At 44.2% G+C, this 17194-nt stretch carries 14 protein-coding genes; 2 read left to right on the top strand and 12 right to left on the bottom strand.

Annotated elements, in window-relative coordinates; genetic code table 11:
* Positions 1–88 precede the first annotated feature (88 nt).
* Positions 89–607 (top strand): DinB family protein, encoded by a 519-nt coding sequence (locus A3860_RS01170; RefSeq protein ID WP_081144698.1) that lies wholly within the window; start codon positions 89–91, stop codon positions 605–607.
* Between the two features lie 47 nt (positions 608–654).
* Here A3860_RS01170 and A3860_RS01165 read toward each other — a convergent pair whose 3' ends face one another.
* Positions 655–1503: a polysaccharide deacetylase family protein gene (locus tag A3860_RS01165; RefSeq protein ID WP_081144697.1), complete on the bottom strand. Its 849-nt coding sequence runs from the start codon at positions 1501–1503 to the stop codon at positions 655–657.
* A gap of 413 nt (positions 1504–1916) precedes the next feature.
* Between A3860_RS01165 and A3860_RS01160 the strand changes: the two genes are divergently transcribed.
* Positions 1917–3773, top strand: coding sequence for a 2-oxoacid:acceptor oxidoreductase subunit alpha (locus A3860_RS01160; protein ID WP_081144696.1), 1857 nt, complete (start codon positions 1917–1919; stop codon positions 3771–3773).
* A gap of 137 nt (positions 3774–3910) precedes the next feature.
* Here the strand turns inward: A3860_RS01160 and A3860_RS01155 are convergent, their stop codons facing one another.
* The 11 genes from A3860_RS01155 to A3860_RS01100 all read right to left on the bottom strand — a co-directional run bounded on the left by A3860_RS01155 (position 3911) and on the right by A3860_RS01100 (position 17149).
* The gene (locus A3860_RS01155; RefSeq protein WP_081144695.1) at positions 3911–4447 is read right to left on the bottom strand and encodes a hypothetical protein; all 537 of its coding nucleotides are present in this window, start codon (positions 4445–4447) and stop codon (positions 3911–3913) included.
* A 100-nt stretch (positions 4448–4547) separates the two neighbouring features.
* Complete coding sequence (locus tag A3860_RS01150) at positions 4548–5654, bottom strand: adenylate/guanylate cyclase domain-containing protein (RefSeq protein ID WP_081144694.1); 1107 nt, start codon at positions 5652–5654, stop codon at positions 4548–4550.
* 5 nt (positions 5655–5659) lie between these two features.
* Entirely contained in the window at positions 5660–6913 is a 1254-nt protein-coding gene (locus tag A3860_RS01145) for a Pycsar system effector family protein (RefSeq protein WP_081144693.1), read from the bottom strand.
* A 10-nt stretch (positions 6914–6923) separates the two neighbouring features.
* Positions 6924–10580, bottom strand: coding sequence for a BamA/TamA family outer membrane protein (locus tag A3860_RS01140; RefSeq protein WP_081144692.1), 3657 nt, complete (start codon positions 10578–10580; stop codon positions 6924–6926).
* Positions 10577–11434, bottom strand: a complete 858-nt coding sequence (locus A3860_RS01135; RefSeq protein ID WP_081144691.1) for an SdiA-regulated domain-containing protein — start codon at positions 11432–11434, stop codon at positions 10577–10579. Before A3860_RS01135 ends, A3860_RS01140 begins: the two co-directional genes overlap by 4 nt.
* Positions 11435–12013: 579 nt before the next feature.
* Positions 12014–12664 (bottom strand): endonuclease III, encoded by a 651-nt coding sequence (gene nth / locus A3860_RS01125; RefSeq protein ID WP_081144689.1) that lies wholly within the window; start codon positions 12662–12664, stop codon positions 12014–12016.
* Between the two features lie 95 nt (positions 12665–12759).
* Positions 12760–12993: a hypothetical protein gene (locus A3860_RS01120; RefSeq protein ID WP_081144688.1), complete on the bottom strand. Its 234-nt coding sequence runs from the start codon at positions 12991–12993 to the stop codon at positions 12760–12762.
* Positions 12994–13167: 174 nt separating this feature from the next.
* Positions 13168–13464, bottom strand: a complete 297-nt coding sequence (locus tag A3860_RS01115; protein ID WP_081144687.1) for an FtsB family cell division protein — start codon at positions 13462–13464, stop codon at positions 13168–13170.
* A 55-nt stretch (positions 13465–13519) separates the two neighbouring features.
* Positions 13520–14809: a phosphopyruvate hydratase gene (gene eno, locus A3860_RS01110; RefSeq protein ID WP_081144686.1), complete on the bottom strand. Its 1290-nt coding sequence runs from the start codon at positions 14807–14809 to the stop codon at positions 13520–13522.
* Between the two features lie 120 nt (positions 14810–14929).
* A complete protein-coding gene (gene gldA / locus A3860_RS01105; protein ID WP_081144685.1) occupies positions 14930–15853 on the bottom strand; it encodes a gliding motility-associated ABC transporter ATP-binding subunit GldA in 924 nt (307 codons plus the stop codon).
* 105 nt (positions 15854–15958) lie between these two features.
* Positions 15959–17149, bottom strand: coding sequence for a glycoside hydrolase family 130 protein (locus A3860_RS01100; protein WP_216823355.1), 1191 nt, complete (start codon positions 17147–17149; stop codon positions 15959–15961).
* Positions 17150–17194: the final 45 nt, after the last annotated feature.

Raw genomic sequence — 17194 nt, 5'->3', positions numbered from 1 at the left:
GAATTATGTTAGTAATAACAAGCCGTTCCGTAACCGGGGCGGCTTTTTTATTCAAGACTGTATCTTTAACTTCTTTTATACTCAATTTATGGCACAGGCAAAACCTGAAGTATGGCTGCGTGGTGCTCTGGCGGGTATACCGGCATTGGTGCAACCCGTTGCTCATGCTTTATTGCAGGCGCAGGAAGAGATCCATGAAATGATGAATGCGTTTCCTGATGAGCTGTTATGGCAACGCCCGGCAGGTGTGGCATCACCGGGCTTTCATTTGAAGCATATAGCAGGGGTTCTTGACCGGTTATTTACTTATGCTGCCGGTAAATCACTTACTGGTGAACAACTGAATTACCTGAAAGCAGAAGGGGAGGGAACCGGAGCAATTACAGTACGATCACTGCTCAATGGGTTGGATGCACAGATCGCTTCTTCACTTGACGCTTTAAAAGCTATCGATGCAGCTACAGTAACTGAACCAAGGGGAGTTGGCCGCCAGCAACTTCCTTCCACGGTATTGGGTTTACTTTTTCATGCTGCCGAACACACGATGCGGCATACGGGTCAATTGATGGTGACGGTAAAAATATTGCTCAGTGAACAAAAAAAGTAGCCCGTTGAAGTAAGGCCACTTCAACAGGCTACATGCAGGATCCGATGTTACTTTACACCCGGATATTTACTGGCGACAACCAGCTCATAATCTTCGCGGCTTTTTAATCTTTTGATCAGTTCGGCCAGCTCACAGCTGTCGTCTGTATCGTCGTATACCTGGTCGTGGGCCAGCAACACCAGGTTTTCGGGCAATCTTGTTTTGTTGTGGGCAAACATGCTGTCAATTTCATCTAACAGAAATTCAGACCTGTTCTTCAGGGTGAATGTCTTGTGATCATAATGCCATTCAAGGTCCCAGCCCATAATGGTAAAACCTGCCTGTTGTAAAGAGTCGGCGGCTGCGGCGCTTTTCTTCAGATCGGTGAACGTAAGGGTATCAACGCGCCAAATGTTTCGTCCCGGCGTTCGTACAATATCGTTACCCAGCTGCAGGCTGTCGTGGCAACGCCTGAAATCCTTTACTACCGAATCAGGTTGTTGATAAAAGCGAGCATAGTGATTGTGCGCATGCGTGTAGCTGTGATTGCACAATTCAATTGAATCGGTCATTTTCAGGCTGTCCCAGGTAGCATGTTGCGAGGTGCTGGCAAATACATGTTCTCCAACAATAAAAAAGGTAACGGGAACCTGTTCCTGTTGTACAATGCGAAGTACTTTGCGGGTGCCTTTGTTGGGGCCATCATCAAAGGTGAGGTAGATCTTCTTCTTTTTCTTTTTTGGGGGCGATGCCCTGACCGTTCCTTCAGGCGGGTCGTTGGGCACATTGTTCTTGTGGAATTTGAAGTTACCCTCGCGGGCGGTTTTGGTGGTTATTATTAATACCAGAAAGAGCATAAGGGGCCGATAAAAGAAGGCGGCGGTATTAGAATCGCCTTCCTCAGCATTTGTTTCCATAAATTGTTGTTGGGGATTTTGTTGTATGAAATTATAATGAGAACTGCGTATTGTAAAAGGCGCTTTGGTTAAAGAATGTATAAATTGGTGAATGGTGAGTGGTGAATGGGTTTCCGATTATTTTAAAAGTTAATATTATTGGCCTACAGGCGCATATTCTGGAGGAAAGGCGGTTCCAACAAATATTTAAAGCACTGAATTGAAGGCGGCAGCAATAGCCTGATTTCATCGAAATAGCAGAAAATCAAATGGCTGTATCATTTTTCCGCTAATCGTAAATGCCGCCGGAACCCGTGTTTAATGTGCATTTTACATATGAATATGGCAACCAATTACCGGCACCTGGTGTAATTATATCAGCAATCTGTCTTAACTTATACTAATTTTGCAAAATAACTAGAACAATTAGTCCAATGATTCGTAAAGAACAGCTCCTGCAGGATGTAGTGATCAAATTTGCAGGCGATTCCGGCGACGGAATGCAATTGACCGGCACCCAGTTTACTAACAATACTGCCTTGCTGGGCATTGACCTTGCCACTTTCCCTGATTTTCCGGCCGAGATACGCGCGCCCCAGGGTACCCTGCCCGGCGTGAGCGGTTACCAATTGCGGTTCTCGAGCGACCGGGTGTTTACCCCGGGTGATGAATGTGATGTACTGGTAGCTATGAATGCGGCGGCGTTGAAGGCGAACCTGAAGGGATTGAAAAAGGGCGGTAAGATCATTGCCAATACCGATGGTTTTGATACCAAGAACCTGCGTTTGGCCAATTATCCCGATGGGGTGAACCCGCTTGATGACGGCAGCCTGGGTAATTATGAGGTCATCAGAATGGATGTGACCAAGATGACCCGCGAGGCGCTGAAAGAAATCACCATGGGCACCAAGGAGAAGGACCGGGCCAAGAACATGTTTGTGCTCGGCTTTTTATACTGGATGTATAACCGCGATATGGACAATACCATCCAGTTCCTGAAAGACAAATTTGGTAAGAAGCCCGAGATACTGGATAGTAACGTGAAGGCATTACAGGCCGGTTATAATTTTGGCGATACCACCGAAACTTTTACCACCCGTTATAAAGTAGAAAAAGCCCGGATGGATGCCGGTGAATACCGTTCTATCATGGGTAACCAGGCTGTGGCCTATGGTTTAATTGCTGCTTCGCAAAAAAGCGGCTTATCCCTGTTCCTGGGTTCTTACCCCATTACGCCCGCTTCAGACATTTTACATGAGCTGAGCCGGCACAAGAGTTTTGGGGTGAAGACCTTTCAGGCCGAAGATGAAATTGCTGGTATTACTTCAGCCATTGGCGCTGCTTATGGCGGTGCATTGGGGGTTACTACCACTTCGGGGCCCGGTATGGCATTAAAGGCAGAAGCCATGGGCCTGGCCGTTATGCTCGAGATCCCACTGCTTATTGTGGATGTTCAACGCGGTGGCCCTTCAACCGGCTTGCCTACCAAAACTGAGCAAAGCGATCTGTTACAGGCTTATTATGGCCGTAATGGCGAATGCCCCATGCCGATCGTATCGGCCAGCACACCCAGTGATTGCTTTGGTGCAGTGTATGAGGCGGTACGCATTGCTGTTCAACATATGACCCCGGTTATTTTCCTGAGCGATGGATATATTGCCAATGGCGCTGAACCCTGGCGCTTCCCCAAGAGTGATGACCTTCCGTCAATAACGGTTAAGTTCAAGACCGAGTTGGGACATGGGGAAGAAAAATTCCAGCCTTATCTGCGTGACGAGAAGCTGGTTCGCCCCTGGGCTATTCCGGGTGTACCGGGGCTTGAACACCGTATTGGTGGTTTGGAAAAACAAAACAATACCGGTAACGTAAGCTATGATCCCGAGAACCACCAGCTGATGGTGAAGATCAGGCAGGAGAAAGTAGATAAAATAGCAGATCATATACCTGAACAAACTTTAGACAGCGGTCCTGAAACCGGTAAAATACTGGTGCTGGGCTGGGGCAGTACCTATGGCGCTATCAAGAGTGCAGTGGCTGAAATGCAACAACAAGGGTATGCAGTAAGTCATGCCCATTTACGGTATGTGCGTCCATTCCCAAGAAACCTGGGCACTATATTGAAGAATTTTGAACAGGTGCTGATACCGGAGATCAATAACGGACAACTGATTAAAATTATCCGCGACCAGTATTTTGTAGATGCAAAGGGATACAATAAGATAATGGGTGTGCCCATTACCAAAACAGAATTAGTGATGAAGTTGCAGGAAATGCTGGGCAGGGTAAATTAAGATACTAACAACTGAATAAAAATGTAATCCCTCCTGGTATACCGGGAGGGATTTTTATTTAAACAAACCAACATCATTTTCATGGGCAAGAACAGGTAGTTAATCATTTGTGCTTACGCTGTTCTGCATTCATCATCTTAATATTTTCCGGGTTTCATCTTCATGTGCGTTGAATCTCCTTTCATCTTCATATCTGCACTTTTCATCTTCATTTCATTATTATCCATTTTAAATTTTTTATTCCCGTCTTTCATTTTCAATTCATTTTTTTCCAGCTTTACCTTTTTCATGTCCAGCTTATACGGGCCTTCGGGCGTTTTGATGATATAATTGTTCACCACATATCTGCCCATTCCATAAATGGTGTCACCGGTACTCATGTCTACATAAAAATCAACAGGTTCATTGGTGACGGTTGAATAAACCCTGTTCTTCTTTGCGTCATAATAAAGATCAACCACCTGACCGGTATTCAGATCAATATATCTGGGTGCGGCCATGCCTGATATCACAGTATCAGCATTATTCATCATAGTATCAGTTCTGCCCTTTGGCACAGTATCAACCGCAGAATGTTCTTTAGCGGCAACATCACTTTCATTGTTGATATCCTGGCAACTTGCAATTATCAGCGCACTTCCCGTAATTGCCAGAAGTTTTGTAATGGTGTTCATAAAGGATTTAATTTATGATATTACAAGCAATTATTATGCGATGGTAAATGGTAACATTATTGCTAACGATGGGGAAAAACAGCAACGCTTTGTAAATAACTCAGAACTTTAAGGCAAATAACTCCATGGCCGATTCTTTTCCTTTCAGGTCAACCAAACCAAGGTTTATTGATTCCCAGTTCTTTAAATTGGTTTGCGTTGCGAAGTCTTTTGAAATGATCACTGTCTGGTTCAGTTCGCTGGTGGCGGAACGCAGGCGGGCGGCCGTGTTCATGGTATCGCCACTCATGGCGAGGTCTTTTTTTATAACACCTATTTCGCCAATGGTGATTTCACCGGTATGAATACCTGCTCTGAATTCAGGTACAACGCCGTATTGTCTTTTAAAGTAATTTTTATTGCGTGCTAATATTCGTTTACAGTCCAGCAGGGCCTGCAGGCATTTTCTGTTGGCGTTTGGCTTTTTTACGATCCACGATACAACTACTTCATCTCCTACATACTGGTATATCTGTCCCTCATTTTCGAGCAACGCCAAAGAAATAAAGTAAATAAAATCACGAATGAAGCGGAAGTATTTTTTATGGCCCAGGTGTTCTGCTATGGTGGTGGAATCAACGAGGTCGATAAACATGACGGTCCTTTTCTCGATCTTTGGGCTTATATAGCGACCGACCAGGATGTCGAAAAAAACGCCGGGCGAATATTTTTCATTTACCTCTATCAACAATATCGTAATTAAGAACGTGATCAACCAACGGATCATTTGACTTACAAACAAAGAGGTTTGAAATATCTTGTAATAGTTATGCCCCAGCTCGGTGGTGAGGGGCTCCCGTTCAATAAGCCAAATGTAGGTGAAGTGTAAGATATAGTTCAGTAAGAAAGCCGCTGCCACCAGAATGATGCTTTTTATGATGAGCCCAAACCATAATGGTAAATTACGCACCAAATGTTTTAGCTGATAGATCAACAGATACGCCATGGCCAGGCAAATAACAAATATAAGCCCCGACCGCAGCGCCAATACCACCGATGAATGCATATCGAACGGATGTTCTGCCAGGTTAATGCGATCGCGGTAAAATTTGTATAAATAAACAGCTGTGTCAATGATCGTCCAGAATAATGCGATCATCACCATCTCTTTTGCGCGGTATTTGTTGATGACACCCTTACTCAATATTTTACGGCGATCGCTTTTCATATATATTAACTGTATGGCGAAACAGACGATGAATTGATAACCGGTTGTTGCGGAGTATGCACCATGATGGCAACTATAAACGCAATTACCGAAACGAACAATCCGATCATAAATACGGTATAGGCCAGCCTGATGAGTTTGTATTTTCTTGCCAGCACAACACCCAGCTGATGTATATCCATTATCAATGAGCTGTACAAATAGTCGGGATCACGCATCATGGTATGCATGGCCCACTGGTATTCGCTAACCTTTGATCTGTAAAAATTGCCAAAGAACAACAGATTGGTATTCCTGTTAAGGATATCTTCCCGGCTGAAGTTACCTTGTGATACCTTTGGCCGGGTGGCCATAATGGCGATAATTATGGTGGTCAATGATGATGCCAGGAATACAAATGTGGGAATGGTCAAATGCGTTTCTACTTCAATACGGCGGATCAATACCGAAAGAATGACCGAGATGATGATGGCATTCACACTAATGAGGATGCTTGCTTTTCCATCGGCCATGTTACTTAGTTCCACATGGTTTTCGGAGATTAACCGCAACATGGTTTGTATGCCTCTGGCAACGAGCGAGTTTTTTCTTTTGTTGGCATTCCCTTTCCCATCCTCAGGAAGCAGCAGCGTTTCACTCACATTTATACCCTCCAGTTCGCGCCCGGTTATTTTTTTAGTCAGCCTGCGAATGTTCTTTTCTTTACCCCGCTGCAATGTGCCAATACAATAGGAAGTAAAGAACTGGTGTTTTTTCAGGAGTTCAAGGCTGTTCTTTTCCCAATCCAACACCATAGTGTTCATATTACGCAGGATCAGTTCCTTCTTCATGGCTTTATTGGTTTGCTTGAAGTCGGGCAGCCCGAAATGATAGGTATCGGCATCGCAAATGATCATTTCGGGCAAAGATTGCGGCGATGGTGGAAATTTGGTTATGCGTATCAATTTGGCAATATTATTTACCAACCCCTCATCATTGGTTTTAGTTTTCATATATGCCAGCATGAGCTCAACGCTTTTTTCCTCATGGTCGGGTGGGTCAGTTATGAGGTGGCCCGTATCATGAAACCAGGCGGCTATTGATAGTTCAAGCAGGTCTTTATCGGGTACCTGGTAATGCGCGGCAATTTCATACACCCGGTCTGCCACTTTTATCGTGTGGTCAAGATTATGAAAAATCAGGTTGGGGTTGTTATGCTGTTTAAATAATTCCCTTACATAGCTTTCTGTGTCAATTAAAAGGGCGTTATATGTTGACATGTGAATTCAATTAAAATGTTAAGTTCAACTTTGTGCCCAGTGTAAAGTTCACCAGGCTTTCTTCGCGCGATAAGGCAACGGTGGCCGATACCAGCACCATATTATAAGGCACATAATAAAAACCGCCGCCATAGGCATAATGCCATTTATTGCTGTTTTCGCCTTTTAACCATACCCGGCCAATATCATTAAAGGCTACCAGCCCTACCTGGCCAGGGAATACATACGATTTGCTATCGAACAGCTTTATGCGAAATTCCAGGCTGGCATAGGCAAGGGAGTTTCCTGTAAACCGGTTCTTCCTGAATCCGCGCAGGTAGTTATTTGCTCCCAATGTCATGGCCTGAAAATATTCAAGGCTATCGCTGTAGATCTTTCCGGCCCCTAATCGCAGCACGGTTACCCATTTTGCGGGAAAGCTCAGGCTGGCATACACCGTCATGTCGGATTCCAGTTTTGTGAGCGATGAACTGTTTTTATTAAGTGGTTGCAATTGGGTAAAGGTGGTTAACCAGTATATACCCCGGGTGGGGAACAGCTCGTTATTCAGGTTATTGAGTTGTATGCCCAATTTGCCACCCAAATATTCTTTTACAGAGTAAATATTGTTTGAGTCAAGTCCAATAAGCGAAGGCTTGCCGAGGATATAATCTTTATTGGTGGCGGGTTTATTCCAGTAACGGTAGTAAGAGGGGCCTGCAAACACGCTTAGTACCGAAACGATCTTTCTGCGGAAGAGAAAATCGCTTTCTATGTTTTTAAACCGGGCCCGGTAATACTTAATAGTTGAATCATTATTGACCTTTGTTTCGTTGCCAAAGCCAAAAAAGTTATTCAGGGCCGGGTCTTTCATTGCTGCATTGACCACAATATCTGTTTTGGGGAAAACGTCAACAAACAATCCGTGATACATGAACTGAAATGCCCGCTGCGAAACAGAGAACAGGGCCGAGAACCGTTGTTCTGATGCGAATGGTGATTTTCGCCAGGCATTATGCCGGTACCATAAACCAAAGCCAAGCATAAATCCATCATCGGCATTCCAGCCAATATTTATACGGGGAAAATGGAAAATGTTGTACTGATATTCACCGGTGAAATCGTAATCATTCACCTGGGTGTTTTGGCTAAGGCGATTAATTGTTTTTGTGTGAGCGCTTTTTTCCAGGAAATTCTTTTCGCTGGAGAGGTCGTACACATAGTTTTTGATATTGCCATTTATATTAAATGTGTCGTCACCCTTTCCGCCAATAATACGAAGGAAGGTATGGCTGCTGGTATTTGCTTTTATATCAAACTTATCGTTACCACGAAAACCGTACAGCCTTATTTCCTTGGTTATTTTAGGGTCGAACAACCGGTCGTACTTAACAAAGCTTGTATCTTTCTCTTCGCGCGCCAGCACCTGTACGCGAATGCTTTTGCCCTCATTGAACACCTTGAAGTATTCAGTTTTATTACTACCCAGGATGGTTACGCGTTTTGACAGAAAATCATAATACTTTATTGATTGTTTTTGCAGTTCATTTCTGCGGCTGATGAGCCGGCTGATGGTTTGTTTGCCATTAATGGCAAATATTTCGGGCGGCATTTGTTTTACTGCACGAATAATAGCCGTATCGGGCAACTGCTGCCGGAACACCGTTGTTACCGAATCCCATTCTTTTTTGTCGATCTCATTCAGGAACAGGCGGTCGAAGTCTTTTGAAATAGCCGATAAATGATCTACGTCGGGAATGTTATGTTTAAATCCTTTTAAAAAAGGCAGCCGTTTACGCGATACATACGCCAATAACAAACCATCTGATTTGAAGAATGCCTGATCGCGGTCTTTGGGAATGGGATAATAGATCTTGCCGCGTCCTGTATCCTGTACGCCCCATTTCCATTGGTCCATGTGCCGGTCCCAATCGGCGATCAGTATATCGAGCAGGCGGGCTTTTAATACTTCAGTTTGTTCTATGCGTTTGTCGTTGTCTTCAATCATATTATTGAATACAGTTACCGAGCTTTTGGTATCGGTGCCATCCCAGGAAGCATCTTTTTCCTCGAGCATACATACTTTATTGGCGAACATTGGCCGGTAAATGCCAAATGCCAGATCATCGGGCACCAGGTAAAACTTCGGAGTGGCATGGGGGATATGCAGTGAGGTAGCTAATGATGCAACGGGCAATGGGGCATAGGGATGTGCGGCGGAGATCATATCCTGCACAATTTCTGAAGCCACCGTATTGCGCAGGTTTTCGGGCAATGCGAGTTCGGGATCTTTATCAATAGTGCGTAATGACCATTCCTTGCCGTTTTTATCTTCGAGAGTCAGCGACTTGGTTTGTTTACCACCGCCCATGCTCTTGATCTTAAACCCGCCATGTTCTTCTTTCAGCCTGAATACTTTAAAGTTCACCGGTTGTGCCCAGATATTGCGGTAGTTGTTTCCCAGCACCAATCGTTTTAAAGCCGATGCATTTTTTTTATAATGGGCGCCGGCAGCTGTTTCATAATACTCTTTGTAGGCTGGTATCTTTAATTTGGCTGTGTCTTGTGCCAGGGCTGGTGGCTTTGAAAAATTCAGGATATTTTTTGAGAAGGCTTCTTTGGCTGAAGCCGAGTCAATATCTACAGTATAAAATTTAACCCGTACGTTTTTATTTTTTGATACTTCCAGTACGGCAAAGCCCAATGAGTCGCCATTAACATACAGCGAGTTCTTACTTTTTTCAACCCGGCTGGTATGGCAACCGCTGCCACTTACAATATAGAAATGACTGGTATCTTTCAGCAATTGCAAACTGTGATCATGGCCGGTGGCATAAATTATGTTGGGGTGTAACCGGGTTTCTGACCTTATGGTGTTCACCATGTTGGTATAGGCGGGATAGCTGATATCCTGGGGGCTGCCAAATACGCTTCTGCTGATGGGATAAATTGAACCTAATACCGGCAGGGGAATGTATAGATTCTTTTTCATGTCGGTAAAGGGAAAGATATGTTGTTTTAAGCCAAAATACCCTCCATGTATACCATTGCTCATAAAAGGGTGATGGCAGGCCATAATCACCAGCTTATTGTAGTTTTTACGTAGCAACTCCGAAAGCTGTAACATGAATTCACTTATTGTTTTGCAGGGGCAATCCCATTCAACACCGGGCTTATCGTTTTGTTGTAAAAACCACTGGCTGTCGAATACGATCATGACTATATCGTTTCCAATGGGAACTTCTACCGGTCCGGGACACCCTTCTTTGGGAATAAACTCAACGTTTTTTTCCTTCATCAGGTTTACATAAGCTTCCTGGCGCAATAGGGTTTCCCAGCCATAAGTTCGGCCGTTGGCCCAGTCGTGGTTGCCCGGGATCAAATAAACATGGGCAGGGGTATTGGCTGCTACCGCCATTTGCGAATCGAGTACTGTTCTTGATAATACATAATTTCTGTTGCCTTCATCGGGCAGGCCAAACTGATACAGGTTATCGCCGAGGTAAACAATGGTTGTTTTTTTATCGGGATGCAGGTAGTGTTTTACTGCTGAAGCAACGGGATGTTTGCCGTTTACCAATGCGCCGCCATCGCCAATTAAAATGATCCGCGCAGTTACTGAATCATCTGTTTGGGCAAATATTGCATGGCCAGCCAGTAACAGATAAAAGGCAAACAGGTATTTCATGATCTTGTTTTCTTGTTATATTTAAAAAATAAGAGATTCGCCACGCCCCGGTCGGCCGATTCGTTTGAAATGATCATATCTCCTTCCGGTGTAAAAGTAATTCCTTCCGGTTGTTTAAAAAGGCTGCCATCAATAGGAAAGGTTTGTTTCGGATTACCATTACGGTCAGTTATTACCAGCAGTTTATTTACCGATGATAAAATGTATAATTCATCGGTAACCGGGTTTATGGCTGCGGCTGAAGGTTTGAATTTGATCTTTTTTTCACCGATCATGTTGGCGATGGTGGTTACGTTTATGGAAGAAGAATCGTCGAAACGTTTGTGAAGCAAATCGAACCAGAAAGCGGTGAGGGCTTTCTTTTTATCTGTTTCACAATCTTTACAAAGCAAAATAAGTTTGAACATGTACGAGTCGTAATACAGGATCTCGAATTCGTTGCCCGAAGCGGGGAATTGTTGTTGCTGGGCGTGTATCTGGTTGTGTTCATCAAAGGTAAAGGCTGTTATATTGCCATTGCTTTGCAACACATAAAAGACTTTGTCAACCATAACCAGGTCTTCATAATCGCCCTCATTTGAAAATTTCCATTTGCGTATGGGTTTGCCGGCCGTTAAGGGAATTTTGTACAACCAGCCGAATTCATCGCCGATGGCAAAAACGCTGCTGTCGCGCGCATAAAAGGCCACGCCCGAGATCTCATCGAGCTCAACGGGTAGCTTTAAAAAGAAAGGTTTATTAAGATCGTAACCGGCAGGACTTCTATAGGTATGGCTATTATCTGCTGATGAAGTGCAGCGGCTATTAATAAAAACAACAAAAAGGAATATGAAGCATTGGTATCTGCAAAGCATAAAAAATGTAATGGGACATAGGTTATATGTCAAAATCTGGTGCCATACCTATAGCCATTGAACTTTTTATGCTGCTGTATTATGATTTACTGCCTTAATAATAACAGGTTCTGTTATATGTGTAGAAAAAGGTCTACAATGGGAGTTGAACGATCGATGAGTTGAAAAGCCGGGAATTAGCCTATAGTTGATAAGTTGAAAGTTGAGTGAGAGTCACAGAAGAGATGTGTTATTTGTTATGGTATTGATAATCAATATATTTTGTGTTAAGCCGCCTTTTTTCAATTTAATTGGCGGCCTTTCAATTGAATTGAACGCTCTTGTAATTGAATTAAACGGCCTGCTAATTCAATTACACGGTCCGCTAATTCAATTGAAAGCCCTTGTAATTAAATTACACGGCCCGCCAATTGAATTAAACGGTCTTCTAATTAAATTACACGGTCTGCTAATTTAATTGAAAGCCCTTGTAATTAAATTACACAGCCCGCCAATTGAATTAAACGGTCTGCAAATTAAATTGCACGCCCCGCTAAATTAATCGAAAGCCCTTCCAATTGAAAGGTTCTTCCAATTCAATTACTTTTTAGGCTTAACCTCTTTTTGATAATATTTACAGACTTCTGTTATACCGCATTTGTCGCACTTTGGGTTACGGGCAACACAAACATACCGGCCATGCAAAATGAGCCAGTGGTGGGCTATATGGATGAGCTCACGCGGAATGTGTTGAATAAGTTGTTTTTCTGTGGCCAGTGGAGTTTTGGCGTTTACGGTAAGGCCAATTCGGGCGGCTACCCTGAAAACATGGGTGTCAACCGCCATATTGGGCTGCTGATCAACCACTGAAGTAATTACATTGGCTGTTTTGCGACCAACACCAGGCAGGGTCACCAGCTCATCTACGGTAAGGGGAACCTGGCCATTAAACTGCTCCCGCAGCTTTTGGGCCATGCCAATCAGGTGTTTTGTTTTGTTGTTGGGGTATGAAATGCTTTTGATCAGCGGGAACAGTTCATCAAAAGTGGCTTTTGACAAACTGTCCGCGTCCGGATATTTTTCAAAAATAGCCGGTGTGGTCATATTAACCCGCTTGTCGGTACATTGTGCCGACAGGATCACTGCCACCAGTAACTGGTAGGGATTATCATACAACAATTCAGTTTCTGCATCGGGTGCGTGATGCAGAAAATAGTCGATTACAAACTGGTAACGTTGTTTTTTGGTCATTCTTTTACGTAGAATGACTGCGAAATTAAGGGAGTGGATTAATGTAGCCCAATGATTGTTAAATTATTGGGGGTCTACTGTTCTGCCTGAAGCTTTTAAGCAGTTGCAATCACCGATTCACGGGCGTATTGCAAAATGTTCATAATAACTTCTGTTCTGGGAGATTCAACGATCTTGTCCAGGTTACGGGCAGAGGCTTTCAATACCTCTAATTTTTCGCGAAGCGTCCAGTCTTCCTCTAATGCAGCTTCAATAGCGGCATTCATCGCCGGCGAGGTTTCTTTATACAAATAGCGTAAAAGGTCCTCCGGTGTAAAGAGAATAGTCATAGGCAAACCATTTATGTCCTTATAAAATTCCGAAAGAGTCAATTTCGGAGTCCGTCCGTGTTTAAAACGATATTAGGTTTCTCTTATTGTGCAGGAAATTGGATGGGAGAGTTGTAATTCGGTGGAAAGATAAAAAAAGGCGGTGAATGATGCAATAGGGCGCATCAAAACAACTTATTCAGGTGTTATAAACAAATCTTCGTTGTCTTTTTTCATCAAATATTTCTCGCGGGCGTATTTTTCCAGCATTTCGGGGTTCTGCTTCAGGCCTTCCAGCTCTTTTTGGGTGGTATCGATCTGCTGCAGGTAATAATCCCGGGTTTGTTCCAGCTGCCTGAGTTCGTTGCGGTACTTAAAATGGGTGGTAATTATATCGCGGTCGTCGAAGAACAGTAACCACACTGAAAACACCAGCAGGGTGAGAAAGTATTTGTTTTTAAGCCAGGGTGGTATGTTCTTTAAAACTTTCAAGCCTCTATATTCAAATTATGGGGTTGACCTTATTGATCAACCCCATGTAATATAATTATTTACCAAATTTAATTCTTCCTTTTGGATAAATAGCGTTTCCGTTCAGTGCTTCTTCAATACGGAGCAGCTGGTTGTATTTAGCCAAGCGGTCGGTACGGCTTGCAGAACCGGTCTTTATTTGTCCGCAGTTGAGGGCCACAGCCAGGTCGGCAATGGTGGTATCCTCGGTTTCACCGCTGCGGTGGCTCATAATAGACGTATAACCATTGGTTTGCGCCAGTTGAACGGCGTTAATGGTTTCGGTTATGGTACCAATCTGGTTTACTTTTACCAGGATGCTGTTGGCAATTCCTTTGTCGATACCTTCCTGCAGGCGTTTAACATTGGTTACGAACAGGTCGTCGCCTACCAGCTGGCATTTGCTGCCGATGGCTTCGGTAAGCTTTTTCCAGCCATCCCAATCATCTTCGGCCATACCATCTTCAATTGAAACGATGGGGTATTTCTTCACCCAATCGGCCCAATAGGCTACCATTTCATCGCTGCTGATGGTTTTGCCTGAGCTTTTGTAGAATTTATAGGTCTTTTTAGCTTCGTCGTACATTTCGGTGCTGGCTGCGTCCATGGCAATACCAATTTGCTCACCTGCTTTGTAACCGGCAGCTTCTATGGCTTGCAGAACGGTTTCAATAGCCTCTTCGGGGCTTTGGATATCTGGTGCATAACCACCTTCATCACCTACGTTGGTGCCGTAGCCTTTCTTTTTCAGAATAGATTTCAGGTTATGGAAAATTTCCACACCCCAGCGTAAGCCTTCACTGAAAGAAGGAGCGCCAATGGGAACGATCATAAATTCCTGGAAATCAATTTTGTTATCAGCGTGTACACCTCCGTTCAGGATGTTCATCAACGGCATGGGTAATACGGTTGCATTTACACCGCCCAGGTAACGGTACAGGGGCAGGCTGCTTTCTTCAGCGGCAGCTTTTGCAACGGCCATTGAAACAGCCAGGGTTGCGTTGGCGCCCAGTTTGGCTTTGTTTTCAGTACCGTCGATCTTTATCAGCAGGTCGTCGATGTAGGCTTGTTTTACTACTTCAATACCAATCAGTTGGTCAGCAATAATGTCATTTACATTTTTTACTGCCTGCAAAACCCCTTTGCCCATGTAGGTTTTTTTATCGCCATCGCGCAGCTCAACTGCTTCGTGTTTACCGGTTGATGCACCGCTGGGAACGGCTGCTCTTCCTAAAAATCCGTTATCGGTAACTACATCTACTTCTACTGTGGGATTGCCGCGACTGTCTAAGATCTGGCGGGCATGAATGTCTGCAATGTAACTCATGATTGGTTATTAGTTTTTTGAATTTAAACGCTCGGTTTTTCAATTTTTAGTCCTGGGCAGAACCCCTGCCGTTGATCGGGGCCAAAGGCTCAAAGGACGTGCAAAGAAACAAAGTTTGTGTTATAATTTTTCTGTTGTGGTCAAACTTCTGAACACATCTTCCAAACTTTGTCCGCCCGATTGTAAGGAAACGATATTAAGGTTGTGCTGAAGGGCCAGCTCAAGCAATTGCCGTTTGGCTTCTGTGGCTTCCCTGCAAACCAGTTCCCATTCATAGGTACTGATCTTGTTTACCTTTTGCACTGCGCTCAACCGTTCGAGCCAGGCAGCTTCCAGGGGTTCCTTGAAGGTTACTTTTAATAAATTGTTATTATCGACCTGCTGGCGCAGATTGCTTAATTTATCATTGGCCACCAGTTTACCCCGGTTAATAATGATCACCCGGTCGCAAATGGCTTCCACTTCCTGTAAAATGTGCGATGAAAATAATACGGTCTTGTTCTGCCCCAGGTTTTTTATCACTTCCCTGATCTCAATGATCTGGTTAGGGTCTAAACCGGTGGTAGGCTCGTCGAGTATCAATACTTCCGGATCGTGTATGAGGGCCGCGGCCAGGCCTACACGCTGTTTATATCCTTTCGACAGCTGGCCGATCTTTTTATTGCTTTCCAGGCTTAACCCAACAGTTTGGATCACCGCCTCTATGCGTTCTTTTTTTGTTTTGGCCGGAACCCGGTGCACATCTGCAATAAAGCCGAGGTATTCGCGTACAAACTGATCGTAGTACAGGGGATTGGCTTCGGGCAAATACCCGATAGTGGCCTTGGCATCGAGCGGTTGTTTTTTTACAGAAATGCCCGATACAACGGCTTCCCCTTTATCGGGCTGCAGGTAGCCGGTGATGATCTTCATAGTGGTGGATTTACCGGCTCCATTGGGCCCCAAAAAGCCAACAATCTCACCTTTATTTACAGTAAAGGTTATATTGTCGATAGCCTTTTGCTCGCCATATACTTTGGTAAGATTGTTTACTTCAATTGACATAATTACTGCGCAAATTAGCGAATTTGAAATTACCCGGCGGTTTGTAAAACGGATTCCCGGCCTGCAAAGTATGCAATGAACAACTGTTCGTTTTTTATGGATATGTTAATTGCTTAACTGGCAAACTGCTATTTTAGAGTCGGCAGTGCCGTAATACAGCAACCATTTGTTATTGACCTTCACCAGGCCTTCTATAAAACAAACCCGGTTCACCTGCCCGGTGACCTCGTATGGTTTATCGGGTTTTATAAAACAGGTATCCATTCGCTGTACCACCTGCGTTGGGTCATTTTTATTCAGTAAGATCTGCGCAGCTGCGTACGTGCCTTCGGGTAAACTGCTGTCGCCAATAGCGGGTATGTTGCGGCTGTTATAAAGAAGTACAATACCATCATCTGTTAACATCGCCGGTGGACCGGGTTCTACCAGATCACTATCGAATTTTTTGGGTCTTGGGCCAAATACGATCTTTATTTCGGGCATATCCTTCGCGTAATGGCGTAGGGGAATAGCAGGTTTTTCTCCCGGCGTGTACAATACGGGTGTCCAGTTTATAAGGTCATCACTGGTAGCCGCCCAAATGTTTACATCACCCCAGTACATCCAGTATTTACCATTGATCTTTACGGCAATGATATCGCCATTTACATATTTTGAAACTATGGAACCCGACTTTGACCAGGTATTGAGGTATTTGCCATTAAACGCTTTGGCAAATGCAGGCCCGTGTTTGTGCCATTGCAATAAATTTTTTGAAGAAGCCACCATTAACCGGGCGGTTTGTCCGTCGTAGGCCGTATAGGTCATAATGTAAGTGCCCGCGCTGTCCTGCACAACCCGGGGATCTTCACAGCCGCCTTCCCATTCATATTTTTTCTGTTCGTCGGGCGCCGGAAACAGTACCGGTTGGGCAAACCGGGTGAAATGCAATCCATCGGTACTTTGGGCCAGCCCTATGCGTGAGGTTCCGGCATATTTACCAATGGAATCTTCAGCGCGGTACAGCAGGTAAACCTTTCCATCTTTTATAATGGCGGCGGGGTTGAACACATCTTTTTCTTCCCAGTTAACCCGCTGCTTTCGTATGGGGCAATTAAAAGTTCCATGGCCTGGCTGCAGTATGGGGTTAACGGAATCAATTTTTACAAAAGGCAGCAGCATCCAGTGGCTGTCAGTAGCAGCTGTTGTGGCTTGTTGTTTTTTAGCTTCCGGTTGTTGACAGGCCAACAAACAGGCAACAATGGCTGCCAGGCTGTTGAAAAGGGCAATTGTATTTTTTATTGGCAGAACCGGCATATGTATGTTATTAAATGGCAGCAAGGGCGCTAATGGCAGTTTGTA

It is taken from the genome of Niastella vici, assembly GCF_002077945.1.
Classification (GTDB): Bacteria; Bacteroidota; Bacteroidia; order Chitinophagales; family Chitinophagaceae; genus Niastella; species Niastella vici.
This window is presented reverse-complemented; position numbering and strand designations above follow the sequence as displayed.

Bases quoted from the DNA above. Each gene is read 5' to 3' on its own strand.
- A3860_RS01170 (WP_081144698.1), top strand. From the start codon at position 89: ATGGCACAGGCAAAACCTGAAGTATGGCTGCGTGGTGCTCTGGCGGGT.
- A3860_RS01165 (WP_081144697.1), bottom strand. From the start codon at position 1,503: ATGGAAACAAATGCTGAGGAAGGCGATTCTAATACCGCCGCCTTCTTT.
- A3860_RS01160 (WP_081144696.1), top strand. From the start codon at position 1,917: ATGATTCGTAAAGAACAGCTCCTGCAGGATGTAGTGATCAAATTTGCA.
- A3860_RS01155 (WP_081144695.1), bottom strand. From the start codon at position 4,447: ATGAACACCATTACAAAACTTCTGGCAATTACGGGAAGTGCGCTGATA.
- A3860_RS01150 (WP_081144694.1), bottom strand. From the start codon at position 5,654: ATGAAAAGCGATCGCCGTAAAATATTGAGTAAGGGTGTCATCAACAAA.
- A3860_RS01145 (WP_081144693.1), bottom strand. From the start codon at position 6,913: ATGTCAACATATAACGCCCTTTTAATTGACACAGAAAGCTATGTAAGG.
- A3860_RS01140 (WP_081144692.1), bottom strand. From the start codon at position 10,580: ATGAAATACCTGTTTGCCTTTTATCTGTTACTGGCTGGCCATGCAATA.
- A3860_RS01135 (WP_081144691.1), bottom strand. From the start codon at position 11,434: ATGCTTTGCAGATACCAATGCTTCATATTCCTTTTTGTTGTTTTTATT.
- nth (WP_081144689.1), bottom strand. From the start codon at position 12,664: ATGACCAAAAAACAACGTTACCAGTTTGTAATCGACTATTTTCTGCAT.
- A3860_RS01120 (WP_081144688.1), bottom strand. From the start codon at position 12,993: ATGACTATTCTCTTTACACCGGAGGACCTTTTACGCTATTTGTATAAA.
- eno (WP_081144686.1), bottom strand. From the start codon at position 14,809: ATGAGTTACATTGCAGACATTCATGCCCGCCAGATCTTAGACAGTCGC.
- gldA (WP_081144685.1), bottom strand. From the start codon at position 15,853: ATGTCAATTGAAGTAAACAATCTTACCAAAGTATATGGCGAGCAAAAG.
- A3860_RS01100 (WP_216823355.1), bottom strand. From the start codon at position 17,149: ATGCCGGTTCTGCCAATAAAAAATACAATTGCCCTTTTCAACAGCCTG.